The sequence below is a fragment of the Nocardioides iriomotensis genome, assembly GCF_004168035.1.
Classification (GTDB): domain Bacteria; phylum Actinomycetota; class Actinomycetes; order Propionibacteriales; family Nocardioidaceae; genus Nocardioides_B; species Nocardioides_B iriomotensis.
The window spans coordinates 191,220-206,688 of the sequence record NZ_SDPU01000034.1; the positions used below are offsets into that span (position 1 = coordinate 191,220).

General features: G+C 72.3%; 17 protein-coding genes. 8 read left to right on the plus strand and 9 right to left on the minus strand.

Translation table 11 applies throughout. The annotated features are described in order from the left end of the window. Nucleotides 1-17 precede the first annotated feature (17 nt). The gene (locus tag ETU37_RS19365) at nucleotides 18-2,402 is read right to left on the minus strand and encodes a sigma-70 family RNA polymerase sigma factor (RefSeq protein ID WP_129988991.1); all 2,385 of its coding nucleotides are present in this window, start codon (nucleotides 2,400-2,402) and stop codon (nucleotides 18-20) included. A gap of 304 nt (nucleotides 2,403-2,706) precedes the next feature. Here ETU37_RS19365 and ETU37_RS19370 point away from each other — a divergent pair, with 304 nt between their 5' ends. Then, nucleotides 2,707-3,459 (plus strand): hypothetical protein, encoded by a 753-nt coding sequence (locus ETU37_RS19370; RefSeq protein WP_129988992.1) that lies wholly within the window; start codon nucleotides 2,707-2,709, stop codon nucleotides 3,457-3,459. 6 nt (nucleotides 3,460-3,465) lie between these two features. Here ETU37_RS19370 and ETU37_RS19375 read toward each other — a convergent pair whose 3' ends face one another. Continuing rightward, nucleotides 3,466-4,335: a DUF1932 domain-containing protein gene (locus ETU37_RS19375; protein WP_129988993.1), complete on the minus strand. Its 870-nt coding sequence runs from the start codon at nucleotides 4,333-4,335 to the stop codon at nucleotides 3,466-3,468. A 54-nt stretch (nucleotides 4,336-4,389) separates the two neighbouring features. Here ETU37_RS19375 and ETU37_RS19380 point away from each other — a divergent pair, with 54 nt between their 5' ends. The 4 genes from ETU37_RS19380 to rsrA all read left to right on the plus strand — a co-directional run bounded on the left by ETU37_RS19380 (nucleotide 4,390) and on the right by rsrA (nucleotide 6,919). Further along, nucleotides 4,390-5,163: an SOS response-associated peptidase gene (locus ETU37_RS19380; RefSeq protein WP_129988994.1), complete on the plus strand. Its 774-nt coding sequence runs from the start codon at nucleotides 4,390-4,392 to the stop codon at nucleotides 5,161-5,163. Continuing rightward, entirely contained in the window at nucleotides 5,160-5,810 is a 651-nt protein-coding gene (locus tag ETU37_RS19385; protein WP_129988995.1) for an alpha/beta hydrolase family protein, read from the plus strand. The genes ETU37_RS19380 and ETU37_RS19385 overlap by 4 nt, the downstream gene beginning before the upstream one ends. 171 nt (nucleotides 5,811-5,981) lie before the next feature. Then, nucleotides 5,982-6,647, plus strand: coding sequence for a sigma-70 family RNA polymerase sigma factor (locus tag ETU37_RS19390; RefSeq protein WP_129988996.1), 666 nt, complete (start codon nucleotides 5,982-5,984; stop codon nucleotides 6,645-6,647). Then, complete coding sequence (gene rsrA / locus ETU37_RS19395) at nucleotides 6,644-6,919, plus strand: mycothiol system anti-sigma-R factor (protein WP_129988997.1); 276 nt, start codon at nucleotides 6,644-6,646, stop codon at nucleotides 6,917-6,919. Before ETU37_RS19390 ends, rsrA begins: the two co-directional genes overlap by 4 nt. A gap of 104 nt (nucleotides 6,920-7,023) precedes the next feature. On the opposite strand, the gene ETU37_RS23995 is transcribed toward rsrA, so the two are convergent. Beyond that, nucleotides 7,024-7,098 carry a 50S ribosomal protein bL37 gene (locus ETU37_RS23995; protein ID WP_369759046.1) on the minus strand — a complete coding sequence of 25 codons (75 nt, stop codon included), beginning with the start codon at nucleotides 7,096-7,098 and terminating at the stop codon, nucleotides 7,024-7,026. A gap of 109 nt (nucleotides 7,099-7,207) precedes the next feature. On the opposite strand from ETU37_RS23995, the gene ETU37_RS19400 reads away from it, so the two are divergent. Continuing rightward, nucleotides 7,208-7,594: a thioesterase family protein gene (locus tag ETU37_RS19400; protein WP_129988998.1), complete on the plus strand. Its 387-nt coding sequence runs from the start codon at nucleotides 7,208-7,210 to the stop codon at nucleotides 7,592-7,594. Here ETU37_RS19400 and ETU37_RS19405 read toward each other — a convergent pair. The 5 genes from ETU37_RS19405 to ETU37_RS19425 form a co-directional block, all read right to left on the minus strand. Further along, nucleotides 7,591-8,088 (minus strand): GNAT family N-acetyltransferase, encoded by a 498-nt coding sequence (locus tag ETU37_RS19405; RefSeq protein ID WP_129988999.1) that lies wholly within the window; start codon nucleotides 8,086-8,088, stop codon nucleotides 7,591-7,593. The genes ETU37_RS19400 and ETU37_RS19405 overlap by 4 nt on opposite strands. A 7-nt stretch (nucleotides 8,089-8,095) precedes the next feature. Continuing rightward, complete coding sequence (locus ETU37_RS19410; RefSeq protein WP_129989000.1) at nucleotides 8,096-9,787, minus strand: acetolactate synthase; 1,692 nt, start codon at nucleotides 9,785-9,787, stop codon at nucleotides 8,096-8,098. Nucleotides 9,788-9,848: 61 nt separating this feature from the next. Then, nucleotides 9,849-11,507, minus strand: a complete 1,659-nt coding sequence (mctP, locus tag ETU37_RS19415; RefSeq protein ID WP_276319699.1) for a monocarboxylate uptake permease MctP — start codon at nucleotides 11,505-11,507, stop codon at nucleotides 9,849-9,851. After that, the gene (locus ETU37_RS19420; protein WP_129989001.1) at nucleotides 11,504-11,788 is read right to left on the minus strand and encodes a DUF3311 domain-containing protein; all 285 of its coding nucleotides are present in this window, start codon (nucleotides 11,786-11,788) and stop codon (nucleotides 11,504-11,506) included. The genes mctP and ETU37_RS19420 overlap by 4 nt, the downstream gene beginning before the upstream one ends. A gap of 138 nt (nucleotides 11,789-11,926) precedes the next feature. Next, a complete protein-coding gene (locus ETU37_RS19425; RefSeq protein WP_240755840.1) occupies nucleotides 11,927-12,769 on the minus strand; it encodes a DUF2785 domain-containing protein in 843 nt (280 codons plus the stop codon). 68 nt (nucleotides 12,770-12,837) lie between these two features. On the opposite strand from ETU37_RS19425, the gene ETU37_RS19430 reads away from it, so the two are divergent. Then, nucleotides 12,838-14,295 carry a sensor histidine kinase gene (locus ETU37_RS19430; protein WP_129989002.1) on the plus strand — a complete coding sequence of 486 codons (1,458 nt, stop codon included), beginning with the start codon at nucleotides 12,838-12,840 and terminating at the stop codon, nucleotides 14,293-14,295. A gap of 80 nt (nucleotides 14,296-14,375) precedes the next feature. On the opposite strand, the gene ETU37_RS19435 is transcribed toward ETU37_RS19430, so the two are convergent. Continuing rightward, nucleotides 14,376-14,627: a WhiB family transcriptional regulator gene (locus tag ETU37_RS19435; protein ID WP_129989003.1), complete on the minus strand. Its 252-nt coding sequence runs from the start codon at nucleotides 14,625-14,627 to the stop codon at nucleotides 14,376-14,378. A gap of 408 nt (nucleotides 14,628-15,035) precedes the next feature. Here ETU37_RS19435 and ETU37_RS19440 point away from each other — a divergent pair, with 408 nt between their 5' ends. Next, on the plus strand, nucleotides 15,036-15,440 hold the full coding sequence (locus tag ETU37_RS19440; RefSeq protein ID WP_129989004.1) for a hypothetical protein: 405 nt from the start codon (nucleotides 15,036-15,038) through the stop codon (nucleotides 15,438-15,440). Nucleotides 15,441-15,469: the final 29 nt, after the last annotated feature.

The window sequence follows — 15,469 nt, forward strand, 5'->3', positions numbered from 1 at the left end:
GCCGGGCCGGTCGAGCGTCAGGGCACGACGCCGATGGGGGCGCTGATCTCGTCGGAGCCGATGCGCACGACGAGCGGGCCGCGACCGGCAGGCAGCACTGCGTCGAAGGTGCCGGAGAACGAGGTCGCGCCTGGGGCGACCGGGCACGTCATGACCGTGGAAGAGGTGAGCACGCACCCGGGCACCGGGCTCTCGAACTTCTGCTGGTTCTCCGGCAGGACGAGCTCGATCGAGGTCGTGCCGCGGGGGACGCTCACCGTGAAGTCGACGTTGTGCAGGTTGCCGCTGCGCAGCGTGGCCCTCGGCCCCGACACCCAGGCGAGCTCGACCGGGACGGGCTGCAGGGTGGTGCCGACGGAGTTGTCGCCCGGCGCGAGCTCGTCGTACTCCGCCGGAGCCGTCACCGTCAGCGTGAACGGCGTCTCGACGTCCGTCGCCGCGCCGAGCACGAGATCGACGATCTGGCCCTCGTCTGGGTCCGGGCAGCGCAGCGCGCCGCCCTCGATCGCGCACCCGCTGGCGCTCTCGATCGTGGCGCCGGTCGCGCCCAGGTCGACGTAGTCGAGACCGTCGACGCCGCGCAGCGTGGTGCTCACGACGTACATGCCGTCGGTTCCCGGCAACGGGTTCGCCGGCGTGAGCGGGGTCAGGGAGACGTTCGTGACGCCGTCGTGGTTGAACGTCGCGAACACCGGGTCCACGCCGTCCGCCGACAGCGTGAGCGTCACGACGGTGTCGCCCTGGTTGAGGGGGACGGACAGCGGCAGGTCGTAGCTCGTGGTCGTGCCGGTCGGGCACAGCACGGACGTTCCGGTGGCACCGATCCACGGTGTGCAGTCGCCGAGCGTGGAGCCGAACGTGATCCCACCCAGTGGGGTGAGGTCGACCCGCACCGTGCTCGGGAGGGTGCCGCCACCGGCGAGGCTGAACGACACGGAGCCGTTGTTGTAGCTGGGCGCCGCGGCGAACGCCACGGTCGGCGGCGGCGTGACCACGGGCGGCGTGACCACGGGCGGCGTGACCACGGGCGGCGTGACCACGGGCGGCGTGACCACGGGCGGCGTGACCACGGGCGGTGTCACCGGCGGCGTCGTCGGAACCGGCTCGGCTGCCGGGGTCGGCTCGCCGGTCGGAGCCGGCTCGTCCGTCGGGGTCGGCTCCCCGGTGGGGGTCGGCTCCTCGGTCGGGCTGGGCTCGTCGGTCGGAGTCGGCTCGTCGGTGGGAGTCGGGTCGGTGGTCGGGGTGGGCTCCTCGGTCGGGACCGTCGTGGTCGGGTCGGCACCCGGGAGCTCGACCGGCACGAGGTAGGGGGAGTCCGTCTCGGTCTCGGGGACGTCCGACGCGGTGGCTGCTTCCTCGGTTTTCCGCTCGTCCTGCGGCTGCGGGAGCTGGGAGGTCGCCTCGGCGGGAGGAGCGGCCGGGACCTCGGCGGTGGCCGGGTTGTCGGCCGCCACCACCTTCTCCGGGCTGCTGGGCAGCATCATCACGCCGACCGTCGTGGCGGCGACGACGCTGGCGGCCACGCCGCCCACGGTGGCGACCCCGGCGTTGGCGACGACCACGTCGCGCACCCGGCCGAGGGCCGCGACGAGGCCGAGACTGCCGGCTGAAGCGCCACCGGCGGCAGCGAGGTAGCCGGTGGCGGCCGCACCGAGCAGCAGGGGCGCGATGATCGCGGCGAGGTTCGAGTTGACCTCGGTCAGCTCGAGGTACATCGCCGTGCAGCGACGGCACTGGTCGACGTGCCCCTGCACCTTGGTGCTGTCGCGGTTGGAGAGCCCCTTGCGGACGTAGGCGCCGAGGTGCTCGTTGACCCAGCGGCAATCGGTGTCGGAGATGTCGTTGAGGTGCATCGTGAGGAACGCCTGGCGGAGCCCCTCGCGCGCCCGGTAGGCCAGGGCGGACACCGAGTTGGCGCTCATGCCGAGCAGCGGCGCGATGTCGGCGGGCTTGTTGCCCTCGACCTCGAGGTGCCACAGCACGAGCTGCCAGCGCTCCGGCAGCGTGGCGAAGGCCCGCGCGGCCGCACCGCTCTCGAAGTTCGCGATCGCGGTGTCGTGGAACGGGACGCCCGGGTCGAAGGCCTCCATGTCGTCGGACGTCTGCACCTTGGCGCCGGCCCGCATCTTGTCGACGTGCAGGCGGCGTACGGCGGTGAGCAGGTAGGCGCGGAACGCCACGTCCGGGCCCCCGCCGCCCTGCAGCACGGACAGCACCTTGGCGAACGCCTCGGAGACCAGGTCGTCGGCGTCGGGCCCCCGCACGAGCTGGCGCGCGAGCCGGTTGGCGGCCTCCCGGTGCCGCGAGAACAGGTCCCCGTAGGCAGCGACGTCCCCACCGCGCACGCTCGAGATCAGCTCGGCGTCGCTGGGTGTCGCGAGTTCGCTCAGCAGGTCGGTCATGTGCCTTCAGGGGTGGGACGGCCCGAGAGTGAGGTCATGACGCCGAACGGCGCGCACGACTTCGCTCACGGTAAGCGGTGGAGGAGCCTCCGCATGGCTGATCGGCCGGATTCGTGCCCGAGTTGAGCGATCCTGGCGAAGCGGACGGGGTGGTCCCGGAACCGTTACCGACCGAAATTGGTCGAAAAAACTTCTCAGAATCGCGTCATGCCGTCCGACCTCGCCCGTTCCATCGCCGAAGGAAGCGTCGGGGCGAGCGCTGGTGGGAGCGCTTCGGGGACACGGAGACGGAGGTGGGCAGCTGATGGCCCTCTTCACGTTTGCGCGTCGCCGGCCCGACGCCGACTCGGACGTCGTGGCCCGTGGGTTGCCCGAGCACGTGCGGGAGTCGCTCCCGTTGCGGTTCGAGGCGGTGGGGGAGGCCTTGGCGTCCGGGGGGGACGTCGCAGCGGCCTGCCACGTGGTGGGTCGTGACGTGGCCCGAGACGGTGCCGCCCTGGGAGAGGCACTGTCCGGGCTGCGTACGACGTACACGCTCGTGCGCGGCTCCGACCCGGAGTTCTCCGCCACGGAGGCGCTGTCGGTGGCCTGGAGCGAGGCGACGCTGGAGTACCTGCACGACCTGTCGTGCGAGGACCCGCTGACCGGCCTGACCAGCCTGGCCCACGTCCGGACCCGGCTCGCCGAGGTCTTCCGCGACGCCGAGCTGACCGACGTACCCGTGAAGATCAGCCACGCGCTGGTCGTGGTCGAGGTGCGCGTGCGCGGTCGCGCGCTGCTCGACGAGCACCAGTTCACCCGAGCGCTTCGCCTCGTCCAGGTCGCCGAGGCGATGCGTTCGGTGTTCTCCGGCGGCGAGACGATCGGCCGTCTGGGCCTCAACCGCGCGGTGGCGGTGGTGGGCCGGCACATCGACCTCGGTACGTCGGTCAACCTGCTGCGCGACTTCCTCGGCGACCTCGACCTCGGCGACGCCGACGTGCGGGTCTGGATCGAGGGCCTGCCCGGCACGCACGACTCCGCGACCCGGTTGCTCGACGAGCTCGCTCGCACCTGACCAGCGCTACCGCAGCCGTTCGAGCACGGCCTGGAGGTCGTCGACGGCGGCGGACTCCTCTGGCGTGAGCTCGGCCAGCGACGTCCGGGACAGCCGGGCGTACACCGCGGCCATCCCCTCGAACAGCTCCCCGCTGGCTCCAGCCGACGCCTGGGTCGCCGCTATCTGCTCCATCTCGGCCACGAACCGGCCGCTCTTGCTCGCCACGGTCGCGATCAGCCGTGCGGCGCGCTTCTCGGTCTCCGGGAACGTCTCGCGCAGGTCGTCCAGCACTGGTTGCAGCACGTCGTAGTGGTGCGCGGTCTGCAACGCCTGCGCCCACAGCGCCGAGGTGCCCTTGTAGACCGACGCGGTGCACATCTTCACCGCGGATGCCACGCCCGGCATGTCGCCGACCACGCGGGCGCGCAGCCCGTCGGCGTCGAGCGCGAGCTCGGCGGCGCGGGCCCCGGACAGGTACAGCCGGGTCTCGCCGCCCGGGCGCGGCGGCGGGCCGCTGACCGCGCCGTCGACCAGGTCGAGCCCGGCGTCCGCGGCGCGCGCCGCCAGCCCCGCCACGGCCACCGGGGAGAGCGCGTTGAGGTCGGCCAGCAGCGGCCTGCTGCCGGTCCGCCGCGCCGCGGCGAGCAGGTCGTCGAGTACGGCGGACGCGGCGGCCGGTGGGCAGATGCTGACGACCACGTCCGCGGCCGCGACGACGGCGTCGAGATCGGGCAGGTCCGTGAGGCCCTCGGCGAGCCGCCGCGTGCGCTCGCTCCGGCCGCTCAGGCTGGTCACGGCGGTGGCGCCCGCCGACTGCCAGGCGCGGCCGAGCGCCGAGCCCATCGCGCCGGCGGACACGACGCCGATGGTGGGGCCGGTCGTGGGTGCTGTCATGCCTCCGGATCCAACCACGCCGTACCGGGGGCGGGCCTGGCTACGCTGACGCACATGTGCGGTCGATACGCCTCGAGCCGGAAGCCCGAGGACCTCGTCGAGGAGTTCGAGATCGACAAGGTCGAGGTCAAGGAGACGCTCGCGCCCGACTTCAACGTCGCGCCGACCAAGCCGGTGTACGCCGTGCTCCAGCGACCCCCACGCGACGAGGAGGGCGGCGCCGACGCCGCGGAGCGGCAGCTGCGCACGCTGTCGTGGGGGCTGGTGCCGTTCTGGGCCAAGGACCCGGCCATCGGCAACAAGATGATCAACGCCCGCATGGAGACCGTCCACGAGAAGCCGGCGTTCCGCCAGGCGTTCGCCAAGCGCCGCTGCCTGCTGCCCGCCGACGGCTACTACGAGTGGTACCCGACCGAACAGAGGACCAAGGCCGGCAAGCCGCTCAAGCAGCCGTTCTTCATCCACCCCGCCGACGGGTCGGTGATGGCGATGGCCGGCCTCTACGAGATCTGGCGCGACCCCACCCGCGACGACGACGACCCGCAGCGCTTCAAGTGGACCTGCACGGTGCTGACCACCTCCGCCGAGGACGCCGTCGGGCACATCCACGACCGGATGCCGCTGCTCGTCGAGCCCGAGCGGTACGCCGCCTGGCTCGACCCGACCAACAGTGCCGGGCCCGAGGACCTGCGCGACCTGCTCGTGCCGGCGGCGCCCGGGCGGCTGGAGGCCTACCCGGTCTCGACCCAGGTCAACAACGTCCGGAACAACGGACCCGACCTGCTGGACCCGCTGCCTGCCGAGGACTCCGAGGGGGACGACGCGTGAGCACCGAGGTCAGCTCCGTCGAGACCCCGCACGGTGAGGCGCGGCTGCACCGCGACCGCGCCCGGAAGCCGATCGCCACCCTCGTGCTCGGCCACGGCGCCGGCGGCGGGGTGGAGTCCCGCGACCTCGACGCGCTGGCGCGGATGCTCCCGCGTCAGGGCATCTCCGTGGTGCGCGTCGAGCAGCCGTGGCGAGTCGCCGGCAAGCGGCTCGCCGCGCGGCCCGAGGTGCTCGACGAGTGCTTCATCGCCGCGACCGACCGGCTCCGCGTTCGCACCCCGCTCGTCGTGGGCGGCCGCAGCGCCGGCGCCCGCTCGGCCGCGCGGACGGCCCGCACGATGGGCGCTGCCGCGTACCTCGCCTTGGCGTTCCCGCTGCACCCGCCCGGCCGCCCCGAGAAGTCCCGGCTCGACGAGCTCGAGGCGGTCGACGTACCCACCCTCGTGATCCAGGGCGAGCGCGACGCGTTCGGCACTCCCGAGGAGTTCCCGGAGCGGTTCGACATGGCCGTGGTCCCGGGCGCGGACCACGGCTTCAAGGTGCCCAAGCGGGGCGCGATCAGCCAGGAGGACGCCCTGCTGATCGTGGTCGAGGCGACGCTGGAGTGGGTGGTCCGCGAGGTCGTCGGGAATCAGGTCGACGCCTGACGTGTTGGACCGGGTGACCACCACCCGCACGTGCACGTGTCTCTACGCACCGAGGAGCCGTTCTTGCCTGGCACGCTGACCTGCCCACCCGGCGGACCCGACTGCGAGGAGCGTCACGCCCGTCGCGAGACGCCCCGGTCGTACCCGACCCTCCCGGTAGGCTGGACGGCGATGACAGAGCAGACCAGCACCCCGGACGAGCCGGGCACCCCCGAGGCCGTGGAGCCGGTGGACGTCGCCACCGAGACCGAGGCCGAGCGTTCGCAGCGCTTCGAGCGCGACGCGATGCCGTTCCTCGACCAGCTCTACTCCGCCGCGATGCGGATGACGCGCAACCCGCAAGATGCCGAGGACCTGGTGCAGGAGACGTTCGCCAAGGCGTACGCCGCGTTCCACCAGTTCAAGCCCGGCACCAACTTGAAGGCGTGGCTGTACCGCATCCTCACCAACACCTTCATCAACTCCTACCGCAAGAAGCAGCGCGAGCCTCAGCAGTCGATGAGTGAGGACGTCGAGGACTGGCAGCTCGCGCGTGCCGAGTCGCACACCTCCTCCGGCCTGAAGTCGGCCGAGATGCAGGCGCTCGAGCACCTCCCCGACAGCGACGTGAAGGACGCCCTGGCCCAGCTCCCGGAGGACTTCCGGCTGGCGGTGTACCTCGCCGACGTCGAGGGGTTCCCGTACAAGGAGATCGCCGAGATCATGGACACCCCCATCGGCACCGTGATGTCCCGGCTGCACCGGGGCCGCCGGCAGCTGCGCGAGCTGCTCTCGGACTACGCCCGCAACCGCGGACTGTCCGCGGCCAGCGCCGGCCGCTCGGGGGGTGCGTCGTGAGTTGTGGCAACCCCCACGACAAGGACTGTGTCGAGGTGCTCGACCGCGTCTTCGACTTCATCGACAACGAGCTGAAGAACGCCGACAAGGACGAGATCCAGCATCATCTCGACGAGTGCCTGCCGTGCCTGCAGAAGTACGACCTCGAGCGCACCGTCAAGGCGCTCGTCGCGCGCTCCTGCAGCGAGCACGCCCCCGAGACGCTGCGGGAGAAGGTGCTGATGCGGATCCGCACCGTCCAGGTCGAGATCCACGAGACGCGCACCGAGTAGGACGCTCCAGCGCGAGACGCTGTGACACACGAAGACCCCGTGCCCTGCTGGGCGACGGGGTCTTCTGCTTCTGCGTGCGCGGTCCGCGCAAGAACGCCTACGACTCAGGCGTTGGGGCGCTTACCGTGGTTGGCGCCCTTCTTCTTGCGGGCGCGGCGCTTGCGGCCGGTCTTACCCATGGTGTCCTCCTCAACGCGGATGCGCCCCGACCGTGACGGTCAGGGCTCGCGCCCATTGTCGCACCGGTCCCCGTTCGGGCGGAAATCGGCCCCGCGGCAAGATGGCGGGATGACCATCGCGACCGGGCAGTCGGCCACCCTCGAGCACACCGTCACCGACGACGACACCGCCCTGGCGCTGGGGTCGGGCGACCTGCCGGTCCTCGGCACCCCGCGCCTGCTCGCCTGGGCCGAGGCGGCCACCTGCGCGGCGATCGCTGCCGAGGTCGACGCCGGCTCGTCGAGCGTCGGCACCCGGGTGCAGCTCGAGCACGTCGCCGCCAGCCCGGTCGGGGCGACGGTCACGGTCACGGCGACGACGTCGTACGTGGACGGGCGGCTGGTCCGCTTCGAGGTCGTCGCCGAGCACGCGGTCGGCGAGACCACCAAGGTCGTCGGGCACGGCGAGGTGACCCGGGTGGTCGTCGACCGCGGGCGGTTCCTCGGCCGCCTCTAGAGATCCAGCCGGAACGCGATCAGCTCGACGTCCGGCAGCGGCGACCAGTCCAGGTCGGGGGTACGGCGGAAGCCGAGGCGGGCGTAGACCCGGTGCGCCGCGACCTGGACGGGCAGGCTCGACAGCACGACGGCGGTGTGGCCGAGCTCGTGGGACCGCTCGATGCAGGCCGACACCAGCGCCTCCCCGACGCCGCGGCGACGGGCGGACGGCGCAACCCCGAGCATCCGGATCTCACCCTCGTCCTCGCGCGCGAGCTCGGTCCACGGCGACGGCGGCACGCAGTAGGTGACCGTCCCGACCGGGTGGTCCGGCGCCTCCGGGAGCATCGCGACGTACACCTCGGCCTCGGCGGCGCGGGCGGCGGCGTCGCGCAGCCGGTCGAGGTACGGGTCGTCCTCGACGAGGTACCCGTCGGCGTCGTACGCCTCGACGGTGAGCTCGCCCGCCCGGCCGAGCTCGTGCGGGTGGGCGGGGCGGACGAGGATGCTCATCGGCGCGTCAGACCCCGAACGTGTTGCGCGGGTACGCGGCCTCGACGTCGGTGATCACGTTGACGAGGTACGGCGTGCCGGCGGCGAAGGCGCGGTCGAGGGCCGGGCCGATCTGCTTCGGGTCCGTCACGGTCTCGCCCCCGCCGCCGAGCGCCTTGACGACCTCGTCGTAGCGGGTCTGCGGGGCGAGGTCCGCCGCGACGTCGTAGCCGTAGATCATCTGCATCGGCCCCTTCTCCAGGCCCCACGCGGAGTTGTTGCCGCAGACCATCACGACCGGCAGGTCGTGCCGGACGAGCGTGTCGACGTCCATCAGCGACATGCCCGCCGCGCCGTCGCCGAGCAGCAGCACGACCTGCGCCGAGGGCCTGGCCAGGCGGGCGGCGATGGCCGAGCCGAGGCCGGCGCCGAGGCAGCCGTAGGGGCCGGGGTCGAGCCAGCCGCCGGGCCGCTTGGGCTCGACGTACTTGCCGGCGAACGACACGAAGTCTCCGCCGTCGCCGATCACGACGGAGTCGTCGGCCAGCCGCGGGACCAGCTCGCCGTAGATGCGGGCGGGGTGGATCGGGTCGGCCTCGGCGCCGAGCAGGCCGGCGTCGCGCTCGACGGCCGCGCGGACCCCGTCCTGAAGCTCCTCGACCCACGCCGTCCAGTCGGGCTTGCGCAGCTGCTGCTGGACGGCCGCGAGCAGGCCGTCGAGCGCGAGCGTGAGGTCGCCGGCCACCGACGCGGCGAGGTCGGCGTGGCCGGACACCTGGGCGGGGGAGTCGGCGACGTGCACGACGCGCGCCGGCGTCGCGCCGTCCTTGCCGCCGAAGACGCCGTACCCGAGCCGGAAGTCGAGCGGCGTGCCGACCACGACCACGAGGTCGCTCGTGCCGAGCGCCGTGCCGCGGGCCTTGGTGACGAGCAGCGGGTGCCCGCCGGGTACCACGCCGCGGCCCATGCCGTTGGTGACCGCCGGCAGCCCGAGGGTCTCGACGATCCGGAGCGCGGCCTCCTCGGCCCCGTCGGCCCACACGTCGGTCCCGAGCACGAGGACGGGGCGGCGGGCCTCGGCGAGCAGCGCGCCGACCTCGGAGAGCGCGTCGGGGTCGGGCTCGACCCGGCGCCGCGCGTCCACCTCCGGGGTCTCGGCGGCCGTCTTGTCGAAGAACTGGTCCATCGGCACGTCGAGGAACGCCGGGCCGCGGTGCGGGGCGGCGGCGAGCGTGAACGCGTCGTGCAGCGCGGTCGGGATCGCCTCGACGGTGTGGACGGTGCGCGACGACTTGGTCACCGGTGCGAGCAGCGGCGGGTGGTCGAGCTCCTGGAGGCTGCCCATGCCCCAGCGGTTGGCCGGTGCACGGCCGCCGACGACGACCAGCGGGGAGCCGCTGAACTGCGCCTGGGTGATCGCGCTGACACCGTTGGTGACGCCCGGGCCGGCGGTCAGCACCGCGAGGCCGGGGACCCGGGTGAGCTTGCCCATCGCCTCGGCCGCGAACACGGCGGTCTGCTCGTGCCGGACGTCGAGGATCCGCATCGGCGGATCGGCCCTGACCGCGCCGTCGTACATCGGGAACACGTGCGCGCCGGACAGCGTGAACATGGTGTCCACGCCGTGGGCGGCGGCCACCGCGACGGCGTGCTCGCCGCCGTGCGCCTCCGGAACCGCGTCGGTCTGCTCGTCCGCCTCGGTGGCTGTGATCTCGCTCATGGCGGGCAGGCTACCGGGTAGTAGCCTGCCCGCCGCGAGGGGAGCCCCGCCCGTGGTGGTGCTAGCGCGTGGGCGTGTCGGTCGACAGCTCGTCGACGTCGAGGTCCTCGACCCCTTCGTCGCCGGCGTCGGCCTTGTAGTCCTCCGGCACGGTGTGGTCCTGGCCGGCCGGGACCTTGAGCGCCCGGAACGCCAGCGTGAGCACGACCGCCACCAGCAGGTTGATCACGAACGCCGTCAGCGCGATGTAGCCCTTGACGTCCTCGGTGAAGGGCACGACCGCGAGCGAGCCGCCGAAGTGGCTGCCGGGGTCGCCGGGCACCTCGACGAGGTAGGCGGTCCAGGTGCCGTAGGCCATGCCGACCGCCCAGCCGGCGAGCAGCGCGTAGCGGTGGAACCACCGGGTGTAGAGCCCGAACACGATCGCCGGGAACGTCTGCAGGATCCAGACGCCACCGAGCAGCTGCAGGTTGATCGCGAAGTCGCTCGGCAGGCCGAGCACGAAGAACAGCGCACCGAACTTGACGACCAGCGAGATCAGCTTGCTCTGCTTCGCCTCCTGCGCAGGGGTGGCCTCGGTGTTGAGGTAGGCCTTGTAGATGTTGCGCGTCCAGAGGTTCGCGGCCGCGATCGACATGATCGCCGCGGGCACGAGTGCTCCGATGCCGATCGCCGCGAAGGCGACGCCCGCGAACCAGGGCGGGAACATCTCCCGCAGCAGCTCCGGCACCGCCATCTGGGCGTTGTCGACCTGGATGCCGGCCGCCACGGCCATGAAGCCCAGCAGGGCGAGCAGGCCGAGCAGGAAGGAGTACGCCGGCAGCAGGGCCGCGTTGCGCCGGATCACGTTGCGGCTCGCCGAGGCGAGCACGCCGGTGAGCGAGTGCGGGTACATGAACAGTGCGAGCGCCGACCCGAGGGCGAGCGACGCGTAGGCCCAGTGCAGCGCCTCGACCGGCACCAGCCCCTTCGGCGACGCCGCACCGGCGGCGATCGCGTCGGCGTTGTCGGCGTTGAACGAGTTGAAGGAGTCCCTCGCGCTGCCGAAGATCACGTCCCAGCCGCCGAGCTGGATCGGGATGTAGATGACGGCCACGATGATCACGATGTAGATCAGCGTGTCCTTGACGAACGCGATCAGGGCGGGTGCGCGCAGGCCGGAGGAGTAGGTGTAGGCCGCCAGCACCGCGAAGGCGATGAACAGCGGGATGTCCTTGGCCAGCCACGAGTCGCCCTGCCCGCCGATGCCCATGACCTCCAGCACGACCTGGATGCCGACGAGCTGCAGCGCGATGTAGGGCATCGTCGCGAGGATGCCGGTGATCGCGACCGCGAGCGCGAGCGGCTTGGAGTCGAACCGGCCGCGGATGAAGTCGGCCGGAGTGACGTAGCCGTGCCGGTGCGAGACCGACCAGAGCCGCGGCAGGAACACGAAGATGATCGGGTAGAGCACGATCGTGTAGGGCACCGCGAAGAAGCCGACCATGTTGCCGGCGTACAGCAGCGCGGGCACCGCGACGAAGGTGTAGGCGGTGTAGATGTCGCCGCCGATCAGGAACCACGTGACGAACGTGCCGAAGCCACGGCCGCCCAGGCCCCACTCGTCGAGGTTGTCCAGGGCGCTGGCGCGACGCCACCGGGAGGCCAGGAAGCCCATGACGGTGACGAGCAGGAAGAAGAACAGGAAGATCGACAGCTCGACCCAGTTGATGTCGTTCACCGCGACCCTCCGCTCGTGCTCTGCTTGCGGCGGGCTGCCCGGTCACGTGCCGTCGCGTTCTCGCTGAGCTTGAAGGCGAGGAACGTGAGGCCCGAGACGATCGGGATCAGCAGGAACTGGAACCAGTAGAAGAACGGGAAGCCACCCAGGGCGGGGGTCTCCGAGTCGTACATCCACACCAGGAGCGGGACGACCGCACCGACGGCGAGCAGGACGCCCACGACGGTCCAGGTTGGTCGGGTGGACGGTGCTGCGCCCGACGGGGGACGGGAGTCAGACATGGCGAATCACCTCCGAGAACTAGCGCCCGCGCGAGAGTAGTGACGGGCACCCTCGCAGAGGGAGTACCCGCGGAGGGGGTCGCTCAACGGTATTTCCGGTGCGGCGAACGGTCTTTTCGTACCGGCCTTCCGGACGAATCAGCCCAAGAAGTGCGGGTTGGCCAGCTTGAGGTGGTCGATCAGCGTCAGCAGCAGGTCGGCACGCTGCGCCGGCGGCTTCGGGGCGAGCGCGAGCTGGAGGTGCAGCGCCCGCAGAAACGGCTGCACGTTGCCCGCGACGGCGTAGGGGTCGCTGGCGCGCTCGAAGTCGGGCTGGGCCTTGGCGGCCAGCCGGGCCAGCCACGGGTCGACGACGTCGGTGCCGAGCAGGTCGCGGCGCAGGATCTGCATCGTCGCGAGCGCCAGCCGGTCGTCCTCGCCGTGCAGCAGCCGGTCGGACTCGCTGAGCACCCGGTCGGCGATCACGTCGAGCAGCACGGTGAGCTCGAGGCGGCCGAGGGCGGGCGACTGGGCCAGCGTGGCCAGCACGTCGGCGCCGTGGGCCACGGCGTGCGCCCAGCCCTTGCCGTGGACGTAGCCGCGCACGTCGCGCTCGCGCACCAGCCAGCCCGCGGCCCGGTCGCCCCAGCGCAGGATCGTGTCGGGGGGTACGACGCGCATCTCGGTGTCGCGGGAGACGCACTCGGCGAGGATCAGCGCGCTGAAGCTGCGCCGGAACACCGTGTCGGTGCCGCGCTCGCCGATCCCGACCATGAGGCCGGCCGCCATGCCGTCGCCGAGGCCCTGGAGCAGGTCGTCGTAGACGCCCTCGGACACCCAGGTGGCGAGCACCTCGTAGGCGATCCCGTCGCGCAGCCGCGGGTCGGTGTCGCCGAGCATGGCGGTGAGCTCGGACGTCAGGTCGGCCAGGGAGCGGTCCGTCGGGACCTTGTGGCCCTCGGCCACGACACGGTCCCAGAACGCCGACTCCATGTCGGCCATCCTGCCATTCCGCACCCCCGATCCGGGCATCGGGAGTCCACGGATTCGTCCCGGATAGCCTTTTCCGCGTGCCGTCGCTGACCGAGCTCGTGCGGGCCCACACCGACCTCGACGACGAGGACGTCGCGTGGCTGCAGATGCTGCTCGCCGACTGGCAGATCATCGCCGACCTGTCCTTCGCCGACCTGGTGCTCTGGCTGCCCGACCGGGCGGGCAGCGGCTTCTGGGCGGGGGCGCAGATGCGGCCCACCACCGGTCCCACGGCGTACGTCGACGACCTGGTGGGCGCCTTCGTCCCGGCCGGGCGGCGACCGCTGCTCGACTCGGCCTACGAGCGGGAGCGGGTGGCCCGGGAGGGCGACCCGGAGTGGCGCGACGACATCCCGGTGCGGGTCGAGGCGATCCCGGTGCGCCGCGGCGAGCGGATCCTGGCCGTGATCGGCCGCAACACCAACCTGCTCGGCGTGCGCACCCCGAGCCGGCTCGAGCTGTCCTACCTGCAGACCGCGACCGACCTGACCCAGATGATCGCCGGGGGGCACTTCCCGATCCCCGGGCAGCGCTCCGACCACGCCGACTCCCCGCGGGTGGGGGACGGGTTCGTGCGGATCGACGCGGGCGGCCGGGTCACCTACGCCAGCCCCAACGCGCTGTCGGTCTACCGCCGCCTCGGGCTGCAGGCGGACCTGACCGGGCTCAACCTGGCCGACGCCACCCGTGCGCTGGTGCCGCCCAAGCGCCGTCCCGACGAGGAGACGCTCTCGGCCGTGCTCGGCGGCCGGATGCCGCGCGACACCGAGATCGGCGACGGCGACACGGTGCTGATCGTGCGGGCGATCCCGCTCCGGCCGGAGGGCGAGCACCTCGGTGCGCTGGTGCTGCTCCGCGACGTGACCGACCTGCGCCGGCGGGACCGGGAGCTGGTCACCAAGGACGCCACGATCCGCGAGATCCACCACCGGGTGAAGAACAACCTGCAGACCGTGGCCGCGCTGCTGCGACTGCAGGCCCGGCGGATCGACGTACCCGAGGGCCGTGCTGCCCTGGAGGAGGCCGTGCGCAGGGTCGGGTCCATCGCGATCGTGCACGACACCCTGAGCCAGAACTTCGACGAGACCGTGGACTTCGACGAGGTCGCCGACCGGCTCCGGGTGATGGTGACCGAGGTGAGCTCGCCGGACGCGCCCGTCGAGACGCGGCGCGACGGGACCTTCGGGACGATCACGGCGGAGGTCGCCACCCCGCTGGCGATGGTGCTGACCGAGGTGCTGCAGAACGCCGTCGAGCACGGCTTCCGGGAGGGTCCGGGCGCGCTGGTGGTCTCGGTGCGCCGCTGGGGGGAGCGGCTGCTGGTCCGCATCGAGGACGACGGGGTCGGCCTGCCCGCGGGCTTCGACCCCGCGGAGTCCACCAGCCTCGGCCTGTCGATCGTCCGGACGCTGGTCGAGTCCGAGCTCGGCGGACGGCTGGAGATGGGCCCGCGCCCGGGCGGCGGCACCCGCGTGCTGCTGGACCTGCCCGCCTGAGCCGGCGTCCCGGCCTAGCCCGGGGGTGCAACAGGCCGCCCGTGCGGCGCGCGGGCGGCCTGGTCTGACGTCGGCGGGGTCTAGGCGGTGCGCACCTTGGCACGCGCGTTGCGGCGCTTCAGCGCGCGACGCTCGTCCTCGCTGAGACCGCCCCAGACGCCGTGGTCCTGTCCCGCCTCGAGCGCCCAGGCGAGGCACTGCTCGCGGACGTCGCAACGACGGCACACCTGCTTGGCCTCCTCGATCTGGAGGATGGCCGGACCGGTGTTGCCGATCGGGAAGAACAGCTCCGGATCCTCGTCGAGGCATGCAGAGCGGTGGCGCCAATCCATGGCGGCTGACTCCTTGTCGTGTCTGTGGGCCGGTTTGGCTCGAGCGTGACGAACCGCCGGTTCCGTGCGGTGCTGCGTGAGGGCCTCACGGTTGTGAACCTGTTCACGAAGCCCGACCCTGTCCGTCTGGTCGCGGGAGGGCCGGAGGTGGTCATGGCGACAGGCGCAATCGTCCTGGTGACCTGTGACCTGTTCTAGCCTGGCAAGAGATCCGGGTCCGATCAACCCCCGCCGCTGGTCACTTTCGTCACAACCTGACGAATTTACCGCCACGACCGGGTCCAACCCCGCGGGATCCGTCGTCCGTGCCGCCTGCGTACCCCGGATCCGTGCCGTCATGCCCCCCACGCCGCTCGTCCAGCCCACCTCCGTGCCGGGCGCGTCCGGCGGTGCGTAGCCTTGGCTTCCGTGACCGGACCCGCGCCCGACGCCACCGCCGCCCCCTCCGAGCGGCCCGCGCCCTTGACTGTGGCCGCGTCGCTGGCGGGGATCGAGGCCGCGCTCCTGGTGCTCTTCGGCGTCGCCGAGCTGTTCTCGCTGACCGGCGCCCGGGTCGCGATGGGCCTCACCACGACCGCGTTCTTCCTCGTGTACGGCGCCGGCCTGGCGTTCTGCGCCTGGCGACTGGCCCGGCTGGAGTCGTGGGCCCGCGCCCCGGTAGTGCTGGCCCAGCTCATCCAGCTCGGTGTCGCCTGGAGCTTCAAGTCCGGCTCCACGACGGTCGTCGCGGTCGCGCTGGCGCTGGTGGCGCTGGTGGTGATCGCCGGGATCTTCCACCCTCGGTCGCTCTCGTCGCTGGCCGAGCGGGACTGACCAGCCCCTGCCGACGACCGGTGTCGGTG

Bases quoted from the DNA above. Each gene is read 5' to 3' on its own strand.
- ETU37_RS19365 (WP_129988991.1), bottom strand. From the start codon at position 2,402: ATGACCGACCTGCTGAGCGAACTCGCGACACCCAGCGACGCCGAGCTG.
- ETU37_RS19370 (WP_129988992.1), top strand. From the start codon at position 2,707: ATGGCCCTCTTCACGTTTGCGCGTCGCCGGCCCGACGCCGACTCGGAC.
- ETU37_RS19375 (WP_129988993.1), bottom strand. From the start codon at position 4,335: ATGACAGCACCCACGACCGGCCCCACCATCGGCGTCGTGTCCGCCGGC.
- ETU37_RS19380 (WP_129988994.1), top strand. From the start codon at position 4,390: ATGTGCGGTCGATACGCCTCGAGCCGGAAGCCCGAGGACCTCGTCGAG.
- ETU37_RS19390 (WP_129988996.1), top strand. From the start codon at position 5,982: ATGACAGAGCAGACCAGCACCCCGGACGAGCCGGGCACCCCCGAGGCC.
- ETU37_RS19400 (WP_129988998.1), top strand. From the start codon at position 7,208: ATGACCATCGCGACCGGGCAGTCGGCCACCCTCGAGCACACCGTCACC.
- ETU37_RS19405 (WP_129988999.1), bottom strand. From the start codon at position 8,088: ATGAGCATCCTCGTCCGCCCCGCCCACCCGCACGAGCTCGGCCGGGCG.
- ETU37_RS19410 (WP_129989000.1), bottom strand. From the start codon at position 9,787: ATGAGCGAGATCACAGCCACCGAGGCGGACGAGCAGACCGACGCGGTT.
- ETU37_RS19420 (WP_129989001.1), bottom strand. From the start codon at position 11,788: ATGTCTGACTCCCGTCCCCCGTCGGGCGCAGCACCGTCCACCCGACCA.
- ETU37_RS19425 (WP_240755840.1), bottom strand. From the start codon at position 12,769: ATGGCCGACATGGAGTCGGCGTTCTGGGACCGTGTCGTGGCCGAGGGC.
- ETU37_RS19435 (WP_129989003.1), bottom strand. From the start codon at position 14,627: ATGGATTGGCGCCACCGCTCTGCATGCCTCGACGAGGATCCGGAGCTG.